20 protein-coding genes and 1 tRNA gene are annotated in these 20276 nt (G+C 58.1%); all 21 read right to left on the bottom strand.

The annotated features are described in order from the left end of the window. The coding region (locus VA602_RS11305; RefSeq protein WP_323453240.1) for a large ribosomal subunit protein uL22 at nucleotides 1-138 on the bottom strand (138 nt) is incomplete at its 3' end. 11 nt (nucleotides 139-149) lie between these two features. Next, the gene (gene rpsS / locus VA602_RS11300) at nucleotides 150-425 is read right to left on the bottom strand and encodes a 30S ribosomal protein S19 (RefSeq protein ID WP_010486981.1); all 276 of its coding nucleotides are present in this window, start codon (nucleotides 423-425) and stop codon (nucleotides 150-152) included. 16 nt (nucleotides 426-441) lie between these two features. Continuing rightward, a complete protein-coding gene (gene rplB / locus VA602_RS11295) occupies nucleotides 442-1266 on the bottom strand; it encodes a 50S ribosomal protein L2 (RefSeq protein ID WP_029614573.1) in 825 nt (274 codons plus the stop codon). A 14-nt stretch (nucleotides 1267-1280) separates the two neighbouring features. Next, nucleotides 1281-1580 carry a 50S ribosomal protein L23 gene (rplW, locus tag VA602_RS11290; protein WP_003255484.1) on the bottom strand — a complete coding sequence of 100 codons (300 nt, stop codon included), beginning with the start codon at nucleotides 1578-1580 and terminating at the stop codon, nucleotides 1281-1283. Next, complete coding sequence (rplD, locus tag VA602_RS11285; protein WP_009397517.1) at nucleotides 1577-2179, bottom strand: 50S ribosomal protein L4; 603 nt, start codon at nucleotides 2177-2179, stop codon at nucleotides 1577-1579. Before rplD ends, rplW begins: the two co-directional genes overlap by 4 nt. Before the next feature lie 12 nt (nucleotides 2180-2191). Beyond that, a complete protein-coding gene (rplC, locus tag VA602_RS11280; RefSeq protein WP_054893562.1) occupies nucleotides 2192-2827 on the bottom strand; it encodes a 50S ribosomal protein L3 in 636 nt (211 codons plus the stop codon). Nucleotides 2828-2908: 81 nt separating this feature from the next. Beyond that, a complete protein-coding gene (gene rpsJ, locus VA602_RS11275; RefSeq protein WP_003186070.1) occupies nucleotides 2909-3220 on the bottom strand; it encodes a 30S ribosomal protein S10 in 312 nt (103 codons plus the stop codon). A 141-nt stretch (nucleotides 3221-3361) separates the two neighbouring features. Beyond that, nucleotides 3362-4555 (bottom strand): elongation factor Tu, encoded by a 1194-nt coding sequence (gene tuf, locus VA602_RS11270; protein WP_013970626.1) that lies wholly within the window; start codon nucleotides 4553-4555, stop codon nucleotides 3362-3364. A 27-nt stretch (nucleotides 4556-4582) separates the two neighbouring features. Further along, the gene (fusA, locus tag VA602_RS11265; RefSeq protein ID WP_054893561.1) at nucleotides 4583-6730 is read right to left on the bottom strand and encodes an elongation factor G; all 2148 of its coding nucleotides are present in this window, start codon (nucleotides 6728-6730) and stop codon (nucleotides 4583-4585) included. A gap of 30 nt (nucleotides 6731-6760) precedes the next feature. Continuing rightward, the gene (rpsG, locus tag VA602_RS11260) at nucleotides 6761-7231 is read right to left on the bottom strand and encodes a 30S ribosomal protein S7 (protein WP_003246741.1); all 471 of its coding nucleotides are present in this window, start codon (nucleotides 7229-7231) and stop codon (nucleotides 6761-6763) included. A 106-nt stretch (nucleotides 7232-7337) separates the two neighbouring features. Further along, on the bottom strand, nucleotides 7338-7709 hold the full coding sequence (rpsL, locus tag VA602_RS11255; RefSeq protein WP_003255492.1) for a 30S ribosomal protein S12: 372 nt from the start codon (nucleotides 7707-7709) through the stop codon (nucleotides 7338-7340). A gap of 210 nt (nucleotides 7710-7919) precedes the next feature. Further along, nucleotides 7920-12119 carry a DNA-directed RNA polymerase subunit beta' gene (gene rpoC, locus VA602_RS11250; RefSeq protein WP_054893560.1) on the bottom strand — a complete coding sequence of 1400 codons (4200 nt, stop codon included), beginning with the start codon at nucleotides 12117-12119 and terminating at the stop codon, nucleotides 7920-7922. Nucleotides 12120-12183: 64 nt separating this feature from the next. Beyond that, nucleotides 12184-16257, bottom strand: a complete 4074-nt coding sequence (gene rpoB / locus VA602_RS11245) for a DNA-directed RNA polymerase subunit beta (RefSeq protein WP_151926555.1) — start codon at nucleotides 16255-16257, stop codon at nucleotides 12184-12186. 220 nt (nucleotides 16258-16477) lie between these two features. Further along, nucleotides 16478-16846: a 50S ribosomal protein L7/L12 gene (gene rplL / locus VA602_RS11240; protein WP_054893558.1), complete on the bottom strand. Its 369-nt coding sequence runs from the start codon at nucleotides 16844-16846 to the stop codon at nucleotides 16478-16480. A gap of 80 nt (nucleotides 16847-16926) precedes the next feature. Further along, nucleotides 16927-17427, bottom strand: a complete 501-nt coding sequence (gene rplJ, locus VA602_RS11235) for a 50S ribosomal protein L10 (RefSeq protein WP_029614620.1) — start codon at nucleotides 17425-17427, stop codon at nucleotides 16927-16929. A gap of 203 nt (nucleotides 17428-17630) precedes the next feature. Next, nucleotides 17631-18326, bottom strand: coding sequence for a 50S ribosomal protein L1 (gene rplA / locus VA602_RS11230; protein WP_054893557.1), 696 nt, complete (start codon nucleotides 18324-18326; stop codon nucleotides 17631-17633). Then, the gene (gene rplK / locus VA602_RS11225; RefSeq protein ID WP_003255500.1) at nucleotides 18326-18757 is read right to left on the bottom strand and encodes a 50S ribosomal protein L11; all 432 of its coding nucleotides are present in this window, start codon (nucleotides 18755-18757) and stop codon (nucleotides 18326-18328) included. The genes rplA and rplK overlap by 1 nt, the downstream gene beginning before the upstream one ends. Before the next feature lie 119 nt (nucleotides 18758-18876). Then, nucleotides 18877-19410 carry a transcription termination/antitermination protein NusG gene (gene nusG / locus VA602_RS11220; protein ID WP_003255501.1) on the bottom strand — a complete coding sequence of 178 codons (534 nt, stop codon included), beginning with the start codon at nucleotides 19408-19410 and terminating at the stop codon, nucleotides 18877-18879. Nucleotides 19411-19419: 9 nt separating this feature from the next. After that, nucleotides 19420-19788 carry a preprotein translocase subunit SecE gene (gene secE, locus VA602_RS11215; RefSeq protein WP_063542475.1) on the bottom strand — a complete coding sequence of 123 codons (369 nt, stop codon included), beginning with the start codon at nucleotides 19786-19788 and terminating at the stop codon, nucleotides 19420-19422. Nucleotides 19789-19832: 44 nt separating this feature from the next. Further along, a tRNA-Trp gene (locus VA602_RS11210) sits at nucleotides 19833-19908 on the bottom strand. A gap of 55 nt (nucleotides 19909-19963) precedes the next feature. Continuing rightward, nucleotides 19964-20276: EF-Tu C-terminal domain-related protein (locus tag VA602_RS11205; protein ID WP_456154089.1), on the bottom strand; the 313-nt coding region annotated here is incomplete at its 5' end.

Below are 20276 nucleotides of genomic sequence, written 5' to 3'. Positions count from 1 at the left end.
GATTTCAGCGGCTTTTTTGCTGCTGAAGGCCAACAGGTTGAGCGCTTCGCCCACCTTCTTCCCGCGGATCTGGTCGGCGACCAAGCGGGCTTTCTGGGCGGAGATTCGAGCGCCCGACAACTTAGCGGCTACTTCCATTTCCTTACCCCTTAACGCTTGGCTTTCTTGTCAGCCACGTGCCCGCGATAGGTGCGGGTACCGGCGAACTCGCCCAGTTTGTGGCCGACCATGTCTTCGTTCACGAGAACTGGGACGTGTTGGCGACCGTTGTGTACCGCGATGGTCAGACCGACCATTTGTGGCAGGATCATCGAACGGCGCGACCAGGTTTTCACTGGCTTGCGATCGTTCTTCTCCACCGCCACTTCGATCTTCTTCAGCAGGTGAAGATCGATAAAAGGACCTTTTTTCAGAGAACGTGGCACTGTCGTATCCCTCTAGTTACTTGCGACGACGGACGATCATGTTGTCGGTACGCTTATTACCACGGGTTTTCGCACCCTTGGTTGGGAAGCCCCATGGCGATACCGGATGACGACCACCGGAGGTACGACCTTCACCACCACCATGTGGGTGGTCAACCGGGTTCATGGCAACACCACGAACGGTTGGGCGAACGCCGCGCCAGCGTTTGGCACCAGCTTTACCCAGCGAACGCAGGCTGTGCTCGGAGTTCGAGACTTCACCCAGGGTCGCACGGCATTCAGCCAGTACTTTGCGCATCTCACCGGAGCGCAGACGCAGAGTCACGTAGGCACCTTCACGAGCGATCAGCTGAGCCGAAGCACCAGCGGAACGAGCGATCTGTGCACCTTTACCCGGCTTCAGTTCGATGCCGTGAATGGTGCTACCTACCGGGATGTTGCGCAGTTGCAGGGAGTTACCGGCCTTGATTGGGGCCAGGGCACCTGCGATCAGCTGGTCGCCAGCGCTCACGCCTTTAGGGGCGATGATGTAGCGACGCTCGCCGTCTGCGTAGCACAGCAGGGCGATGTGAGCAGTACGGTTTGGATCGTATTCCACGCGCTCGACAGTGGCTGGAATGCCATCTTTGTCGTTGCGACGGAAGTCGACCAGACGGTAATGCTGCTTGTGACCACCACCAACGTGACGAGTGGTAATGCGGCCATTGTTGTTACGACCACCAGACTTCGATTTCTTCTCGAGCAGCGGTGCGTGAGGAGCGCCTTTGTGCAGCTCCTTGTTGACCACCTTGACCACGAAACGGCGGCCAGGGGAAGTCGGTTTGCATTTAACGATTGCCATGATGCACCCCTTCCTTACTCAGCACTGCTGCTGAAATCGAGATCTTGGCCTGGCTGAAGGGAGACGATCGCCTTCTTCCAGTCATTACGCTTGCCCAGACCACGTGCGGTACGCTTGGTTTTACCCAGGACGTTGACAGTCGACACGTTTTCAACTTTTACGTTGAACAGGCCTTCGACAGCTTTCTTGATTTCCAGCTTGGTTGCATCGGTAGCAACCTTGAATACGAACTGGCCTTTTTTCTCAGCCAGAACGGTAGCCTTCTCGGAAACGTGCGGGCCAAGGAGGACTTTGAATACGCGTTCCTGGTTCATCCCAGCAGCTCCTCGAATTTCTTCACGGCGGAGACAGTGATCAACACTTTCTCGTAGGCGATCAGGCTGACCGGGTCGGAACCCTGGACGTCACGTACGTCGACGTGCGGCAGGTTACGAGCAGCCAGGTACAGATTCTGATCAACTGCGTCCGAAACGATCAGTACGTCGTTCAGGCCCATGCCGTTCAGCTTGTTCAGCAGGTCTTTGGTTTTCGGCGCTTCGACAGCGAAGTCCTGAACCACGACCAGACGATCGCTACGCACCAGCTCGGAGAGGATGGAGCGCAGTGCTGCGCGGTACATCTTCTTGTTGAGCTTCTGCGAGTGATCCTGAGGGCGAGCTGCGAAGGTGACACCACCGCCACGCCAGATCGGACCACGAGTGGTACCGGCACGAGCACGGCCAGTACCCTTCTGACGCCATGGGCGCTTACCGCCACCGGCTACGTCAGAGCGGGTCTTCTGCTGCTTGGTGCCCTGACGGCCGCCGGCCATGTAGGCCACGACTGCTTGGTGTACCAGCGTCTCGTTGAATTCGCCACCGAAAGTCAGTTCGGAAACTTCGATCGCCTGAGCGTCATTTACATTGAGTTGCATGTCAGTTTCCCCTTAACCGCGAGCCTTGACAGCCGGACGCACAACCACGTCGCCGCCAGTAGCGCCTGGAACGGCACCCTTGATCAGCAGCAGGTTGCGTTCAGCGTCTACGCGTACTACTTCCAGGGACTGTACAGTCACGCGCTCAGCGCCCATGTGACCGGACATCTTCTTGCCCTTGAATACACGACCAGGAGTCTGGCACTGGCCGATGGAGCCAGGGACACGGTGCGATACGGAGTTACCGTGGGTGTTGTCCTGACCACGGAAGTTCCAACGCTTGATGGTACCGGCGAAGCCTTTACCTTTGGACTGACCGGTTACGTCTACCAGCTGGCCTGCAGTGAAGAGTTCAGCTTTGATCAGATCGCCAGCCTGGAAATCGCCTTCTTCAAGACGGAACTCCCAGACACCGCGACCAGCGGCAACGTTAGCCTTGGCGAAGTGACCTGCCTGAGCGGCAGTCACGCGCGAAGCACGACGCTCGCCGACAGTGACTTGCACTGCACGGTAGCCATCGGTTTCTTCAGTTTTGAACTGGGTGACACGATTCGGCTCGATCTCGATGACCGTGACCGGAATGGAGACACCTTCTTCGGTGAAAATGCGGGTCATACCGCACTTGCGACCGACTACACCAATAGTCATGTTGTAAACCTCATGAGTGTACGGGGCTTTCACCCGCTATGGCCGCCCATTTCAGAGCGTTACACGACTCAGACCGAAGTCTTAGCCGAGGCTGATCTGCACTTCCACACCTGCCGCGAGATCAAGCTTCATCAGCGCATCAACGGTTTTATCCGTTGGCTGGACGATGTCCAGAACGCGCTTATGAGTGCGAATCTCGTACTGGTCACGCGCGTCTTTGTTGACGTGCGGGGAGACCAGAACGGTGAAACGCTCTTTGCGGGTAGGCAGTGGAATTGGACCACGCACTTGTGCACCAGTACGTTTCGCGGTTTCCACGATTTCCTGGGTGGATTGGTCGATCAGGCGATGGTCGAAAGCCTTCAACCTGATACGGATTTGCTGATTTTGCATTGGATTTCAGACTCCAGGCTGTTCCCAACGGACGCACTACGCCCGCTAAAAGGAGGCGTGATTCTATAGACGCCCCTATTTAGTGTCAACCCAATAAAAAAAACCCCCGCTAAGCGGGGGTTTTTTCAATCGGTCGAGTGATTACTCGATGATTTTGGCTACGACGCCGGCGCCGACGGTACGACCGCCTTCACGGATGGCGAAGCGCAGACCGTCTTCCATTGCGATGGTCTTGATCAGGGTGACAGTCATCTGAATGTTGTCACCTGGCATTACCATTTCAACGCCTTCCGGCAGTTCGCAGTTACCGGTCACGTCAGTGGTACGGAAGTAGAACTGAGGACGGTAGCCTTTGAAGAACGGAGTGTGACGACCACCTTCTTCCTTCGACAGAACGTAGACTTCTGCGGTGAACTTGGTGTGCGGCTTGACCGAACCTGGCTTGACCAGAACCTGACCACGCTCAACGTCGTCACGCTTGGTACCACGCAGCAGAACGCCGCAGTTCTCGCCAGCACGACCTTCGTCCAGCAGCTTGCGGAACATCTCAACACCGGTGCAGGTGGTGGTGGTGGTGTCACGCAGACCAACGATTTCCAGCGGATCCTGAACGCGAACGATGCCACGCTCGATACGGCCGGTAACAACGGTACCACGACCCGAGATCGAGAATACGTCTTCGATCGGCATCAGGAACGGCTGGTCGACGGCACGAACTGGCTCAGGGATGTAGGCATCCAGAGTTTCTACCAGCTTCTTGACAGCGGTAGTGCCCATTTCGTTGTCGTCTTTGCCTTCCAGCGCCATACGAGCCGAACCGATGATGATCGGGGTGTCGTCGCCTGGGAAGTCATAGGTGGACAGCAGGTCGCGAACTTCCATCTCGACCAGTTCCAGCAGCTCAGCGTCGTCTACCAGGTCAGCCTTGTTCAGGAAGACCACGATGTACGGAACGCCTACCTGACGGGACAGCAGGATGTGCTCACGGGTTTGTGGCATCGGACCATCGGCAGCCGAGCAAACCAGGATCGCGCCGTCCATCTGGGCAGCACCAGTGATCATGTTCTTCACGTAGTCAGCGTGACCTGGGCAGTCAACGTGAGCGTAGTGACGAATGTTCGAGTTGTACTCGACGTGAGCGGTGTTGATGGTGATACCGCGCGCTTTTTCTTCCGGAGCCGAGTCGATCTTGTCGAACTCAACGACTGCCGAACCGAAAACTTCGGAGCAGACGCGAGTCAGAGCTGCGGTCAGAGTGGTCTTACCGTGGTCAACGTGGCCGATAGTGCCGACGTTAACGTGGGGAAGGGAACGATCAAATTTTTCTTTAGCCACGACAGTGAACCTCTTGCCTAAAGGGGATTAGCCTTGTTTTTTAACGAGTGCTTCGACGATGTTCGACGGAGCTTCGGCGTATTTGGAGAATTCCATGGAGTAGCTTGCGCGACCCTGAGACATGGAACGAACGTCGGTCGCGTAACCGAACATCTCTCCGAGCGGTACCTCAGCAGTGATTACCTTGCCGGACACCGAGTCTTCATTACCCTGGATCATCCCGCGACGACGGCTCAGGTCACCCATCACGTCACCCAGGTAGTCTTCCGGGGTTACAACTTCGACCTTCATGATCGGCTCAAGCACCACGCCACCGCCCTTCTGGGCCAGCTGCTTGGTCGCCATCGAAGCGGCGATTTTGAACGCCATTTCGTTGGAGTCGACGTCGTGGTACGAACCGTCGAATACCGTAGCCTTCAGGCCGAGCAGCGGATAGCCGGCAACAACGCCGTTTTTCATCTGCTCTTCGATACCCTTCTGGATCGGGGCGATGAATTCCTTAGGAATCACACCACCAACGACTTCGTTGGTGAACACCAGACCTTCGGTGATGTTGCCTTTCTCGTCCACGTCCGGCTCCGAGAAACGGATCCAGCAGTGACCGAACTGACCACGACCACCCGACTGACGAACGAACTTGCCTTCGATCTCGACGTTGGACTTGGTGATCTTCTCGCGGTACGAAACCTGCGGCTTGCCGACGTTGCACTCGACGTTGAACTCGCGCTTCATGCGGTCAACGAGGATGTCCAGGTGCAGCTCACCCATACCGGAGATGATGGTCTGGCCGGTTTCTTCGTCGGTCTTGACGCGGAACGACGGGTCTTCCTGGGCCAGCTTGCCCAGAGCGATACCCATCTTCTCCTGGTCAGCCTTGGTTTTCGGCTCTACGGAGAGCGAAATTACCGGCTCAGGGAAGTCCATACGCTCGAGGATGATCGGCTTGTCGGCGTTGCACAGGGTGTCACCGGTGGTGACGTCCTTCATGCCGATCAGAGCAGCGATGTCGCCAGCGCGTACTTCTTTGATCTCTTCACGCTGGTTGGCGTGCATCTGCACCATACGACCAACGCGCTCTTTCTTGCCTTTGACCGAGTTGATGACGGAGTCACCGGAGGTCAGGAAGCCCGAGTAGACGCGGACGAAGGTCAGAGTACCCACGAACGGGTCGGTGGCAATCTTGAACGCCAGGGCCGAGAACGGCTCGTTGTCGTCAGCAGGACGCTCGTCGTACTGCTCTGGAGTGACTTCATCCTTCGGCACGTCGATCAGATCAGGGTGGATACCCTTGATCGCAGGGATCTCGGTTGGCGCAGGCAGGAAGTCAATGACGGCGTCGAGAACCAGGGGAACGCCCTTGTTCTTGAACGAGGAACCGCAGACAGCAGGAACGATCTCGCTCGCCAGGGTACGGGCGCGCAGACCAGCCTTGATGTCTTCGACGGACAGGTCACCTTCTTCGAGGTACTTGTTCATCAGCTCTTCGTTGGCCTCGGCAGCAGCCTCGACCATGTTGCTGCGCCATTCGTTGGCCAGGTCCACCAGCTCGGCAGGAATCTCTTCCTCGCGATAGGTGGTGCCTTTGTCGTCATCGTTCCAGTAGATGGCCTTCATCTTGATCAGGTCAACCTGACCCTGGAAGTCATCTTCAGCACCGATGGCCAGCTGGACCGGAACCGGGGTGTGACCCAGGCGGTTCTTGATCTGGCCGACAACGCGCAGGAAGTTGGCACCGGCACGGTCCATCTTGTTCACGTAGACAACACGTGGAACGCCGTACTTGTTGGCCTGACGCCATACGGTTTCGGACTGAGGCTCAACGCCGGAAGTACCGCAGAACACGACGACCGCGCCGTCGAGTACACGCAGCGAACGCTCTACTTCAATGGTGAAGTCAACGTGGCCGGGGGTATCGATGACGTTTACGCGGTAGTTGTCGTACTGACCACGGGAGCCTTTCCAGAAGGTGGTAACGGCAGCGGAGGTAATGGTGATACCGCGCTCCTGCTCCTGCACCATCCAGTCGGTGGTCGCGGCGCCATCATGCACCTCGCCCATCTTGTGGCTCAGACCTGTGTAGAACAGGATCCGCTCGGTAGTGGTGGTCTTGCCCGCGTCAACGTGGGCACAGATACCAATGTTACGGTAGCGGTTAATTGCTGTAGTACGAGCCATAAAGCCCTCGCAAAATGATTGATGCTTGAATTAGAAGCGGTAGTGCGAGAACGCTTTGTTGGCTTCGGCCATACGGTGCACGTCTTCACGCTTCTTGACTGCAGCACCCTTGCCTTCGGCAGCATCCAGCAGTTCGCCGGCCAGGCGCAGGGCCATCGACTTCTCGCCGCGCTTGCGGGCGTAGTCTACGAGCCAGCGCATTGCCAGAGCGTTACGACGGGATGGACGAACTTCAACCGGAACCTGGTAAGTGGCACCGCCGACACGACGGGACTTTACTTCGACCAGCGGAGCGATGGCGTCGAGAGCTTTCTCGAAGATTTCCAGGGGGTCGCTGTTCTTGCGTGCTTTGACGGTATCCAGGGCACCGTAAACGATGCGCTCGGCTACGGCCTTCTTGCCGCTTTCCATCACGTGGTTCATGAACTTGGCGAGGATCTGAGATCCGTATTTCGGATCGTCAAGGATCTCACGTTTTGCTGCTACACGACGTCTTGGCATGATAAGCCCTCAAACGGTCTTCAGGTTAGCCCGGGACGCGGGTCTTCGACCCCTGCCCGACCTTACTCTTATCGACTCAAATAAATGGATGTCTGCAAACGACCGATTACTTCGGACGCTTGGTACCGTACTTCGAACGACCCTGGTTACGGCCTTTGACGCCCGAAGTATCCAGAGAGCCGCGAACGGTGTGGTAACGAACACCTGGCAAGTCTTTTACACGACCGCCACGGATCAGGACGACGCTGTGCTCTTGCAGGTTGTGGCCTTCACCGCCGATGTACGAGGAAACCTCGAAACCGTTGGTCAGACGCACACGGCATACTTTACGCAGTGCCGAGTTAGGTTTCTTCGGCGTGGTGGTGTACACACGGGTGCACACGCCACGACGCTGCGGGCAGTTCTGCAGCGCAGGAACGTCGGACTTCTCGACCGAACGCTTGCGCGGCTGACGTACCAGCTGGTTGATAGTTGCCATCTACTAGCTCCACTGATTGTCTTGCGACTCTATTGTCTTGCAAGAAAGCCAAAAATTGGCGAGACGGAGCCTCACCAAATTTAAGGGTACAAAAGTCTAAAGAGGATCTTGCACCCAGTCAAGACAAGGCCCCGACCCTTCCTGCCCGATCATCGGCAACAAATCATGTCACCGAGACTCGGGAGGAAGGGGCCGGGGCCCCGCCTCTTCTTAGTTACCGCTGGAGTTCAGCGCTTCGGTCAGTGCGGCTTCCACCTCACTAGCGCTCACACGCAGCGGCTTGTCGGCATCACGGCGACGCTTGCGCTCGCTGTGGTAGGCCAGACCGGTACCGGCCGGGATCAGACGACCCACGACCACGTTCTCTTTCAGGCCGCGCAGGTAGTCGCGCTTGCCGGTTACCGCCGCTTCGGTCAGTACGCGGGTGGTTTCCTGGAAGGAAGCCGCGGAGATGAACGACTCGGTCGACAACGACGCCTTGGTGATACCCAGCAGGACACGGGTGAACTTGGAGATGAACTTGTCTTCGCCAGCCAGACGCTCGTTCTCTACCAGTACCTGGGTCAGCTCCATCTGGTCGCCCTTGATGAAGCTGGAATCGCCCGACTCGCTGATCTCGACCTTGCGCAGCATCTGGCGCAGGATGGTCTCGATGTGCTTGTCGTTGATCTTCACGCCCTGCAGACGGTAAACGTCCTGGATCTCGTTGACGATGTATTTCGCCAGCGCGCTGACACCCAGCAGACGCAGGATGTCGTGCGGATCACTTGGACCGTCGGAGATGACTTCGCCGCGGTTTACCTGTTCGCCTTCGAAGACGTTCAGGTGGCGCCACTTCGGAATCAGCTCTTCGTACGGATCGCTGCCGTCGGTCGGCGTGATGACCAGGCGACGCTTGCCCTTGGTCTCTTTACCGAACGCGATGGTACCGCTGACTTCAGCCAGGATCGACGCTTCCTTCGGACGACGCGCTTCGAACAGGTCGGCAACGCGCGGCAGACCACCGGTGATGTCACGGGTCTTCGACGTTTCTTGCGGGATACGCGCGATAACGTCACCGACGCCGATCTGGGCACCGTCAGCCACACCGACGAGGGCGTTGGCTGGCAGGAAGTACTGAGCCGGTACGTCGGTACCAGGCAGGTACAGATCCTTGCCGTTGGCGTCGACCATCTTGATGGCCGGACGGATTTCCTTGCCAGCAGCAGGGCGATCCTTGACGTCCAGGACTTCAATGTTGGTCAGGCCGGTCAGTTCGTCGGTCTGGCGCTTGATCGTGATGTTTTCTTCCATGCCCACGAAGGTCACGGTACCTTTCAGCTCGGTAACGATCGGGTGGGTGTGCGGGTCCCACTTGGCGACGATGGCGCCAGCTTCGACCTTCTCACCTTCCTTGACCGAAATCACGGCACCGTAAGGCAGCTTGTAGCGCTCACGCTCACGACCGAATTCGTCGGCAATGGCCAGCTCGCCGGAACGCGATACCGCGACCAGGTTGCCATCGGCACGCTCGACCTGCTTCAGGTTGTGCAGACGTACCATACCGCCGTTCTTCACCTGGACGCTGTCGGCAGCCGAGGTACGGCTCGCAGCACCACCGATGTGGAAGGTACGCATGGTCAGCTGGGTACCCGGCTCACCGATCGACTGTGCAGCGATGACGCCGACAGCTTCACCGATGTTCACCTGGTGACCACGAGCCAGGTCACGACCGTAGCACTTGGCGCAGATGCCGTAGCGGGTTTCGCAGCTGATCGGCGAACGCACGATCACTTCGTCGATGCTGTTCAGCTCGATGAACTCGACCCACTTCTCGTCGACCAGGGTGCCAGCAGGAACGATGACGTCCTCGGTACCAGGCTTGAACACGTCGCGGGCGATGACACGACCCAGAACACGCTCACCCAGCGGCTCTACAACGTCGCCACCTTCGATGTGCGGCGTCATCAACAGGCCCTGGTCGGTGCCGCAGTCGATCTCGGTCACGACCAGATCCTGCGCCACGTCTACCAGACGGCGAGTCAGGTAACCGGAGTTCGCAGTCTTCAGTGCGGTATCCGCCAGACCTTTACGAGCACCGTGGGTCGAGATGAAGTACTGCAGTACGCTCAGACCTTCACGGAAGTTCGCAGTGATCGGCGTCTCGATGATCGAGCCGTCCGGCTTGGCCATCAGACCACGCATACCCGCCAGCTGACGAATCTGTGCAGCGGAACCCCGCGCACCCGAGTCAGCCATCATGTACATCGAGTTGAAGGACTCTTGCTCGACTTCCTTGCCCTCACGGTCGATGACCTTCTCTTTCGAGAGGTTGGCCATCATCGCCTTGGACACTTCGTCGTTCGCCTTCGACCACAAGTCGATGACCTTGTTGTACTTCTCGCCCTGAGTAACCAGGCCGGAGGCGTACTGACTCTCGATTTCCTTCACTTCATCGGTGGCAGTACCGATGATGCGGGCTTTTTCGTCCGGGATAACGAAGTCGTTAACACCGATCGAGACGCCGGAAATGGTCGAGTAAGCGAAACCGGTGTACATCAGCTGGTCAGCGAAGATCACGGTCTCTTTCAGACCCACCACGCGGTAGCACTGGTTGATCAGCTTGGAGATCGCCTTCTTCTTCATGGGCTGGTTGACCACGTCGTACGGCAGACCTGCCGGAACGACCTGGAACAGCAGCGCACGACCAACGGTGGTGTCGACGATACGGGTGTTCTTGGTGACGCTGCCATCACGGTCTTTCACGGTCTCGTTGATACGGACCTTGATTTTCGCGTGCAGGGCAGCCTCGCCGGCGCGGAATACGCGGTCGACTTCCTGCAGGTCGGCGAACACGCGACCTTCGCCCTTGGCGTTGATGGCTTCGCGGGTCATGTAGTACAGACCCAGTACGACGTCCTGCGAAGGAACGATGATCGGCTCACCGTTGGCTGGCGACAGGATGTTGTTGGTCGACATCATCAGCGCGCGCGCTTCGAGCTGGGCTTCCAGGGTCAGCGGCACGTGAACGGCCATCTGGTCACCGTCGAAGTCGGCGTTGTACGCGGCACAGACCAGCGGGTGCAGCTGGATCGCCTTGCCTTCGATCAGCACCGGCTCGAACGCCTGGATACCCAGACGGTGCAGCGTCGGTGCACGGTTCAGCAGGACGGGGTGTTCGCGGATGACTTCGGCGAGAACGTCCCAGACCTCTGGCAACTCGCGCTCGACCATCTTCTTGGCCGCCTTGATGGTGGTCGCCAGACCACGCATTTCCAGCTTGCCGAAAATGAACGGCTTGAACAGTTCGAGGGCCATCTTCTTCGGCAGACCGCACTGATGCAGACGCAGGGTCGGGCCTACGGTAATTACCGAACGACCGGAGTAGTCCACGCGCTTACCGAGCAAGTTCTGACGGAAGCGACCTTGCTTACCTTTGATCATGTCGGCCAGCGACTTCAGCGGACGCTTGTTCGAGCCAGTGATGGCGCGACCGCGACGGCCGTTGTCGAGCAGGGCATCGACTGCTTCCTGCAGCATGCGCTTTTCGTTGCGCACGATGATGTCCGGCGCCGACAGATCGAGCAGGCGCTTCAGACGGTTGTTGCGGTTGATCACCCGACGATACAGATCGTTCAGGTCGGAGGTCGCGAAGCGGCCACCGTCCAGCGGAACCAGCGGACGCAGATCCGGCGGCAGCACTGGCAGGACGGTCAGGACCATCCACTCAGGCAGGTTGCCCGAGCCCTGGAAAGCTTCCATCAGCTTCAGGCGCTTGGACAGCTTCTTGATCTTGGTTTCCGAGTTGGTTTGCGGAATCTCTTCACGCAGACGGCCAATCTCGTGCTCCAGGTCGATCGCGTGCAGCAGCTCGCGGACAGCCTCGGCACCCATGCGGGCGTCGAAGTCGTCACCGAACTCTTCCAGCGCTTCGAAGTACTGCTCGTCGTTCAGCAACTGACCCTTCTCGAGGGTGGTCATGCCTGGATCGATCACCACGTAGCTCTCGAAGTAGAGCACACGCTCGATGTCACGCAGGGTCATGTCCATCAGCAGGCCGATACGGGACGGCAGCGACTTCAGGAACCAGATGTGGGCGACCGGCGAGGCCAGTTCGATGTGCGCCATGCGCTCACGACGAACCTTGGCCAGGGCAACTTCAACGCCGCACTTCTCGCAGATCACACCGCGGTGCTTGAGGCGCTTGTACTTGCCGCACAGGCACTCGTAATCCTTGACTGGGCCAAAGATCTTGGCGCAGAACAGGCCGTCACGCTCAGGTTTGAACGTACGGTAGTTGATGGTTTCCGGCTTCTTAACTTCACCGAACGACCACGAACGGATCATTTCAGGCGACGCCAGACCGATGCGGATGGCGTCGAACTCTTCGACTTGACCCTGGTTTTTCAGCAAATTCAGTAGGTCTTTCAAGGCCTTTCCTCCTGGCGGAGCAGGAAGCGGGCTATACCAGCCCCGCTCCCCTTCGCGTCACGTGTTATTCGGTTTCCAGATCGATATCGATACCGAGCGAACGGATCTCTTTGATCAACACGTTGAAGGACTCGGGCATGCCCGGCTCCATACGGTGATCGCCATCCACGATGTTCTTGTACATCTTGGTACGGCCGTTCACATCGTCCGACTTCACTGTGAGCATTTCTTGCAGGGTGTATGCCGCGCCGTATGCTTCCAGCGCCCACACTTCCATCTCCCCGAAACGCTGACCACCGAACTGCGCCTTACCACCCAACGGCTGCTGGGTAACCAGGCTGTAGGAACCAGTGGAACGCGCGTGCATCTTGTCGTCCACCAAGTGGTTCAGCTTGAGCATGTACATGTAACCAACGGTCACAGGACGCTCGAACTTGTTGCCGGTACGGCCGTCGAACAGCACCATCTGGCCGCTCTCTGGCAGGTCGGCCAGCTTCAGCATGGCCTTGATCTCACGCTCCTTGGCACCGTCGAAGACAGGCGTCGCCATCGGCACACCTTTCTTGAGGTTGTTGGCCAGGGCGAAGATCTCTGCGTCGGAGAACTCGTCGAGGTTTTCCTGACGACCACCGATCTCGTTATAGATCTCGGTCAGGAAGGTACGCAGCTCGGCTGCCTTGCGCTGTTCTTCGATCATGCGGTCGATCTTCTCGCCCAGACCTTTGGCCGCCAGGCCCAGGTGGGTTTCGAGAATCTGACCGACGTTCATACGCGAAGGTACGCCCAGCGGGTTCAGTACGACGTCGACCGGAGTACCGTTGGCGTCGTGCGGCATGTCTTCTACCGGCATGATCACCGAGACGACACCCTTGTTACCGTGACGACCGGCCATCTTGTCACCCGGCTGGATGCGACGGCGGATTGCCAGGTAGACCTTGACGATCTTCAGTACGCCTGGAGCCAGGTCATCGCCCTGCTGCAGCTTGCGCTTCTTGTCTTCGAACTTGTCGTCCAGCAGACGGCGACGATCGACGATGTACTGCTGAGCCTTTTCCAGCTGCTCGTTCAGTGCATCTTCGGCCATGCGCAGTTTGAACCACTGGCCGTGCTCCAGACCGTTCAGTACGTCGTCAGTGATCACGGTGCCTTTCTTCAGGCCCGCACCACCGTCGACCACCTGGCCGTTCAGAGCCGAACGCAGACGCTCGAAGGTTGCGCCTTCGACGATGCGGAACTCTTCGTTGAGGTCCTTGCGGATCTCGTCCAGCTGCATCTTCTCGATGGCCAGGGCGCGGCTGTCGCGCTCGACGCCATCACGGGTGAAGACCTGTACGTCGATGACGGTGCCCTTGGTGCCGGTCGGCACGCGCAGGGAAGTGTCTTTGACGTCGCTGGCCTTCTCACCGAAGATCGCACGCAGCAGTTTCTCTTCCGGCGTCAGCTGGGTCTCGCCTTTCGGAGTGACCTTGCCGACCAGGATGTCACCGGCGCCGACTTCGGCACCTACGTAGACGATACCGGCTTCGTCCAGCTTGTTCAGCGCAGCCTCACCCACGTTCGGGATGTCCGCGGTGATTTCCTCTGGGCCAAGCTTGGTGTCACGAGCCACACAGGTCAGTTCCTGGATGTGGATCGTGGTGAAGCGGTCTTCCTGAACCACACGCTCGGACAGGCAGATGGAGTCTTCGAAGTTGAAGCCGTTCCACGCCATGAACGCGATGCGCATGTTCTGGCCCAGTGCCAGTTCACCCATATCGGTGGACGGACCGTCAGCCATGATGTCGCCACGCGCAACCACATCACCCTTGCTCACCAGCGGGCGCTGGTTGATGCAGGTGTTCTGGTTCGAACGGGTGTACTTGGTCAGGTTGTAGATATCCACACCTGCTTCACCGGTCTCGACTTCGTCGTCAGCTACACGCACGACGATACGGCTGGCGTCGACCGAGTCGATCACACCACCACGGCGAGCCACGACGCAGACGCCGGAGTCACGGGCGACGTTGCGCTCCATGCCGGTACCTACCAGCGGCTTGTCCGCACGCAGGGTCGGTACAGCCTGACGCTGCATGTTCGAACCCATCAACGCACGGTTGGCGTCGTCGTGCTCGAGGAACGGAATCAGCGAGGCAGCAACGGAAACAACCTGCTTCGGCGAAACGTCCATCAGGGTGACGTCTTCCGGCGCCTTGACGGTGAATTCGTTCAGGTGACGGACCGCTACCAGCTCGTCGATCAGGTGCTTCTGCTCGTTCATCGCAGCCGAAGCCTGGGCGATGACGTGATCAGCTTCTTCGATCGCCGACAGGAACACGATGTCGTCGGTGACCACACCCTCTTTCACCACACGGTACGGGCTTTCCAGGAAGCCGTACTGGTTGGTGCGGGCGTAGGCCGCCAGGGAGTTGATCAGACCGATGTTCGGACCTTCCGGCGTTTCGATCGGGCACACGCGGCCGTAGTGGGTCGGGTGTACGTCACGGACTTCGAAGCCGGCGCGCTCACGAGTCAGACCGCCAGGGCCGAGTGCGGAGACACGACGCTTGTGGGTGATCTCGGAGAGCGGGTTGTTCTGGTCCATGAACTGCGAGAGCTGGCTGGAACCGAAGAACTCTTTCACCGCCGCCGCAACCGGCTTGGCGTTGATCAGGTCCTGCGGCATCAGGCCTTCGCTTTCGGCCATCGACAGACGCTCTTTGACCGCACGCTCGACGCGCACCAGGCCAACGCGGAACTGGTTCTCGGCCATCTCGCCGACACAACGCACGCGACGGTTACCCAGGTGGTCGATGTCGTCGACGATGCCCTTGCCGTTACGGATGTCGACCAGGGTCTTCAGTACATCGACGATGTCTTCCTTGCTCAGCACGCCCGAACCTTCGATCTCGGTGCGACCGATACGACGGTTGAACTTCATGCGGCCTACGGCGGACAGGTCGTAACGCTCGGCGCTGAAGAACAGGTTGTTGAACAGGGTCTCGGCGGCGTCCTTGGTTGGTGGCTCGCCTGGACGCATCATGCGATAGATTTCGACCAACGCTTCCAGCTGGTTGCTGGTGGTATCGATCTTCAGCGTGTCGGCGATGAACGGACCGCAATCGATGTCGTTGGTGTACAGGGTCTCGATGCGGACGACCTGGGCCTTGGCGATCTTGACCAGCAGATCGGTGGTCAGCTCGGTGTTGCACTCGGCCAGGATTTCACCGGTTGCCGGGTGCACGATGGCCTTGGCAGTGGTACGGCCAATCATGTACTCGAGCGGAACGTCCAGCTGCTTGACGCCAGCTTTCTCGATCTGGTTGATGTGGCGCGCAGTGATACGGCGGCCTTGCTCGACGATGACCTTGCCGGTGTCGTCGGTGATATCCATTACCGCAACTTCACCGCGCAGGCGCTGGGCAACCAGCTCCAGGCTCAGCTTCTCACCGGAAACGTGGAACACGTTGGTGGTATAGAAGGTGTCCAGGATCTCTTCGGTGCTGTAGCCCAGGGCGCGCAGCAGTACGGAGGCCGGCAGCTTGCGGCGACGGTCGATACGGACGAACACGCAGTCCTTCGGATCGAACTCGAAGTCGAGCCAGGAGCCGCGGTAAGGAATGATGCGAGCGGAGTACAGCAGCTTGCCGGAGCTGTGAGTCTTGCCACGGTCGTGGTCGAAGAACACACCAGGCGAACGGTGCAGCTGGGAAACGATCACACGCTCGGTACCGTTGATAACGAAGGTACCGTTCTCAGTCATCAGGGGAATTTCACCCATGTAGACTTCTTGCTCTTTGATGTCCTTGATCGCTTTGTTCGACGATTCCTTGTCGAAGATGATCAGGCGCACCTTGACCCGCAGTGGGACCGCGAAGGTCACGCCACGCAGGACACATTCCTTCACATCGAAGGCAGGCTCGCCCAGGCGATAGCCTACGTACTCCAGGGCAGCATTGCCGGAGTAGCTGATGATCGGGAATACCGATTTGAAGGCCGCATGCAGACCGACGTCGCGGAACTGATCCTTGGATGCTCCCGCCTGCAGGAATTCGCGATACGAATCCAGCTGGATGGCCAGGAGATACGGCACATCCATGACGTCCGGCAACTTGCTAAAGTCCTTGCGGATACGTTTTTTCTCAGTGTATGAGTAAGCCATCAGCGTTCCCCAGCTTGGTCACCTGCTTGTTTGGCTTCTCCCGGCGGGAGCAGCCAGAAAATCGTGCAAACCCCTTGGTTTGCGCCACCCACATGGGTGTCTTGCAGCTCATTATCGGGGCCGACATGATCGGCCACCAATAACGGAAAAAGGCCGGTGGCACAGGCCACCAGCCATCAGCCCTACGCTTGACGCTCAGGCTGCAGTCGCAAAGTCGAAATTACTTCAGCTCGACTTTAGCGCCAGCTTCTTCCAGCTTCTTCTTAGCGTCTTCAGCGGCTTCTTTCGAAACGCCTTCAGCTACAACCTGAGGAGCGCCATCGACTTTCTCTTTGGCTTCTTTCAGGCCCAGACCGGTCAGTTCGCGAACGGCTTTGATGACGTTCACTTTCTTGTCGCCGGCTTCAACCAGGACAACGTTGAACTCGGTCTGCTCTTCAACAACGGCGGCGGCAGCAGCTGGGCCAGCGGCAACAGCGGCAGCAGCGGTAACGCCGAAGGTTTCTTCCATTGCTTTGATCAGTTCAACAATTTCCAGAACGGTTTTCTGGCCGATTGCTTCGATGATTTGCTCGTTAGTCAGAGACATGACTATGAATTCCTGTATTGGGGGACAGCCTTACACGGCCATCAAATTAAACGTTTGATTTCGAGAGAAGCTACGCCGCCTTAGGCAGCAGCGGCTTCTTTCTGGTCGCGCAGAGCTGCCAGGGTACGAGCCAGCTTGCTGGTTGCACCTTGGATTACGCTCATCAGCTGTGCGATAGCCTCGTCGCGAGTTGGCAGGGTTGCCAGCACGTCGATCTGGTTAGCGGCAAGGAACTTGCCGTCGAACGCAGCTGCCTTGATCTCGAACTTGTCCTGACCCTTGGCGAATTCCTTGAACAGACGGGCAGCAGCGCCCGGGTGTTCGTTGGAGAACGCAATCAGGGTAGGGCCGGTGAAGGCGTCGTTGAGGACACTGAATTCAGTGTCAGCAACAGCGCGCTTGAGCAGGGTGTTACGTACGACACGCACGTATACGCCAGCTTCACGAGCCTCTTTACGGAGTCCGGTCATTGCGCCTACAGTCACACCACGGGCATCGGCCACGACAGCGGACAGAGCGACTTTGGCAGCCTCGTTGACTTCAGCGACGATGGCCTTCTTGTCTTCGAGTTTAATTGCCACGGGTTTACTCCTGGTTTCTACCGTTTCATCTGGCCGAGGCCGGATGTCGTTTTGGTGTCTGATTCGCGAGCGAATCGGGAGCACCATCTGCGTAGGCTTGTGTTTTAAGACTTGCGTCGCCTACGGTCTTGGATAGCCCCCGCCAGGCAGGGACCCCAATCTTGTTGCAATCGGCGCGCTCGAGAGACCGCGCCGACTTTGCATTACACGTTCAGCGAGCTCTGATCGATGATCAGACCTGGGCCCATGGTGGTGCTCAGGGTAACGCGCTTGACGTAGATACCTTTCGAGGAAGCCGGCTTGATACGCTTCAGATCAGCGATCAGGGCTTCAACGTTTTCCTTCAGCTTGTCGGCTTCGAAGCCGATCTTGCCAACGGAGGTGTGGATGATACCGTTCTTGTCGGTACGGTAGCGAACCTGACCAGCCTTGGCGTTTTTCACGGCAGTGGCTACGTCTGGGGTCACGGTACCGACTTTCGGGTTAGGCATCAGGCCACGAGGACCCAGAACCTGACCCAGCTGACCGACAACGCGCATGGCATCCGGGGATGCGATGACGACGTCATAGTTCAGGTCGCCGCCTTTCATTTCGGCAGCCAGATCGTCCATACCTACGCGGTCAGCGCCGGCAGCCAGAGCGGCCTCGGCAGCTGGACCCTGGGTGAAGACAGCAACGCGTACGGTCTTGCCAGTGCCGTGCGGCAGCACAGTAGCGCTACGAACGACCTGGTCGGATTTACGCGGGTCAACACCGAGATTTACGGCGATGTCGTACGACTCGACGAATTTGGCAGCCGGCAGCGAAGCCAGCAGGGTAGCGGCCTCTTCGAAGTTGTAGGCCTTGCCTGCTTCGATTTTCTCGGCGATTGCCTTTTGACGCTTGGTCAGCTTAGCCATTACACACCCTCCACGTTCAGGCCCATGCTGCGGGCAGAGCCAGCGATGGTGCGTACAGCTGCATCCAGGTCAGCGGCGGTCAGATCAGCCTGTTTTGCCTTGGCGATATCTTCCAGCTGAGCGCGGGTGACGGTACCGACCTTGACGGTGTTCGGACGGGCCGAACCACTGGTCAGGCCAGCAGCTTTCTTCAGCAGAACCGAGGCAGGGGTGCTCTTGGTTTCGAAGGTGAAGCTACGGTCACTGTAAACAGTGATGATCACAGGAGTCGGCAGGCCGGCTTCTTGACCCTGAGTACGGGCGTTGAAGGCCTTGCAGAATTCCATGATGTTCACACCGTGTTGACCCAGTGCTGGACCAACGGGTGGGCTTGGGTTGGCCTGGCCGGCCTTTACTTGCAGCTTGATGTAAGCCTGAATCTTCTTAGCCATGAGCTACTCCAAAATCGGGTTCGAACGCCTGGTGGCTCCCCGGATGACTTGCGTTTTATCCCAGTGACGACAAAACCCCGCAGCACATAGGGCTGCGGGGTATGGGATGCGTCGCTCAGTTAGACCTTTTCGACCTGACTGAACTCAAGCTCTACCGGAGTAGAGCGACCGAAAATGAGCACTGCGACCTGCAGACGACTCTTCTCGTAGTTAACCTCTTCGACGCTACCGTTGAAGTCGGCGAATGGACCGTCAATGACGCGAACCACTTCACCCGGCTCGAACAGCGTCTTCGGCTTCGGCTTGTCACTGCCGTCGGCAACGCGACGCAGAATAGCTTCTGCCTCTTTATCGGTGATCGGCGCGGGCTTGTCCGCGGTACCACCAATGAAACCCATGACGCGAGGGGTATCCTTGACCAAGTGCCAAGTCCCTTCGTTCATTTCCATCTGCACCAGGACATAGCCCGGGAAGAATTTACGCTCACTCTTGCGCTTCTGGCCGTTGCGCATTTCGACGACTTCTTCGGTCGGAACGAGAATCTCGCCAAACCCGTCTTCCATGCCTGCCAGCTTTACGCGCTCGATGAGGGAGCGCATGACATGCTTCTCGTAACCCGAGTAAGCATGCACAACATACCAACGCTTAGCCACGAGACACCCTTAGCCAACAATCAAGGAAACCAACCAGCCGAGCAGGGAATCCAGACCCCACAACAGCAGTGCCATCACGAGGACCACAGCCACCACGATCAACGTAGTCTGGGTAGTCTCCTGGCGGGTTGGCCACACGACTTTACGGATCTCGGTACGAGCTTCCTTCGCCAGCGTAAAGAACGACTTACCCTTCGCAGTCTGCAGAGCAACAAAGCCTGCGACAGCTGCCAGGGCGAGCAGCGCGAGAACGCGATACAGGATAGGAGCAGCGGAGTAATACTGATTACCCACGACACCTACGACAACCAATGCAACTACAGCCAGCCACTTGAACAGATCAAAACGCGATTCTTGGGCTTCAGTTTTGGGAGTCATCGGGGAGGATCCTGTAAGAAGAAAGCCAATCACACCGAGGTGAATGGCAGGTCAGGAGGGAATCGAACCCCCAACCTACGGTTTTGGAGACCGTCGCTCTGCCAATTGAGCTACTGACCTGTAACGCTGTATCAGGCCGGCCATTATGCCGGCCTGATTTAGATAAATCAACTACTTATTCAATAATCTTCGCTACGACGCCGGCGCCGACGGTACGACCGCCTTCACGGATGGCGAAGCGCAGACCGTCTTCCATTGCGATGGTCTTGATCAGGGTGACAGTCATCTGAATGTTGTCACCTGGCATTACCATTTCAACGCCTTCCGGCAGTTCGCAGTTACCGGTCACGTCAGTGGTACGGAAGTAGAACTGAGGACGGTAGCCTTTGAAGAACGGAGTGTGACGACCGCCTTCTTCCTTCGACAGAACGTAGACTTCTGCGGTGAACTTGGTGTGCGGCTTGACCGAACCTGGCTTGACCAGAACC

The sequence above is a fragment of the Pseudomonas machongensis genome, from assembly GCF_034961125.1.
GTDB lineage: Bacteria > Pseudomonadota > Gammaproteobacteria > Pseudomonadales > Pseudomonadaceae > Aquipseudomonas > Aquipseudomonas machongensis.
Note: the sequence above shows the minus strand (reverse complement) of the source record. Positions and strands in the feature narration are given on the sequence as shown.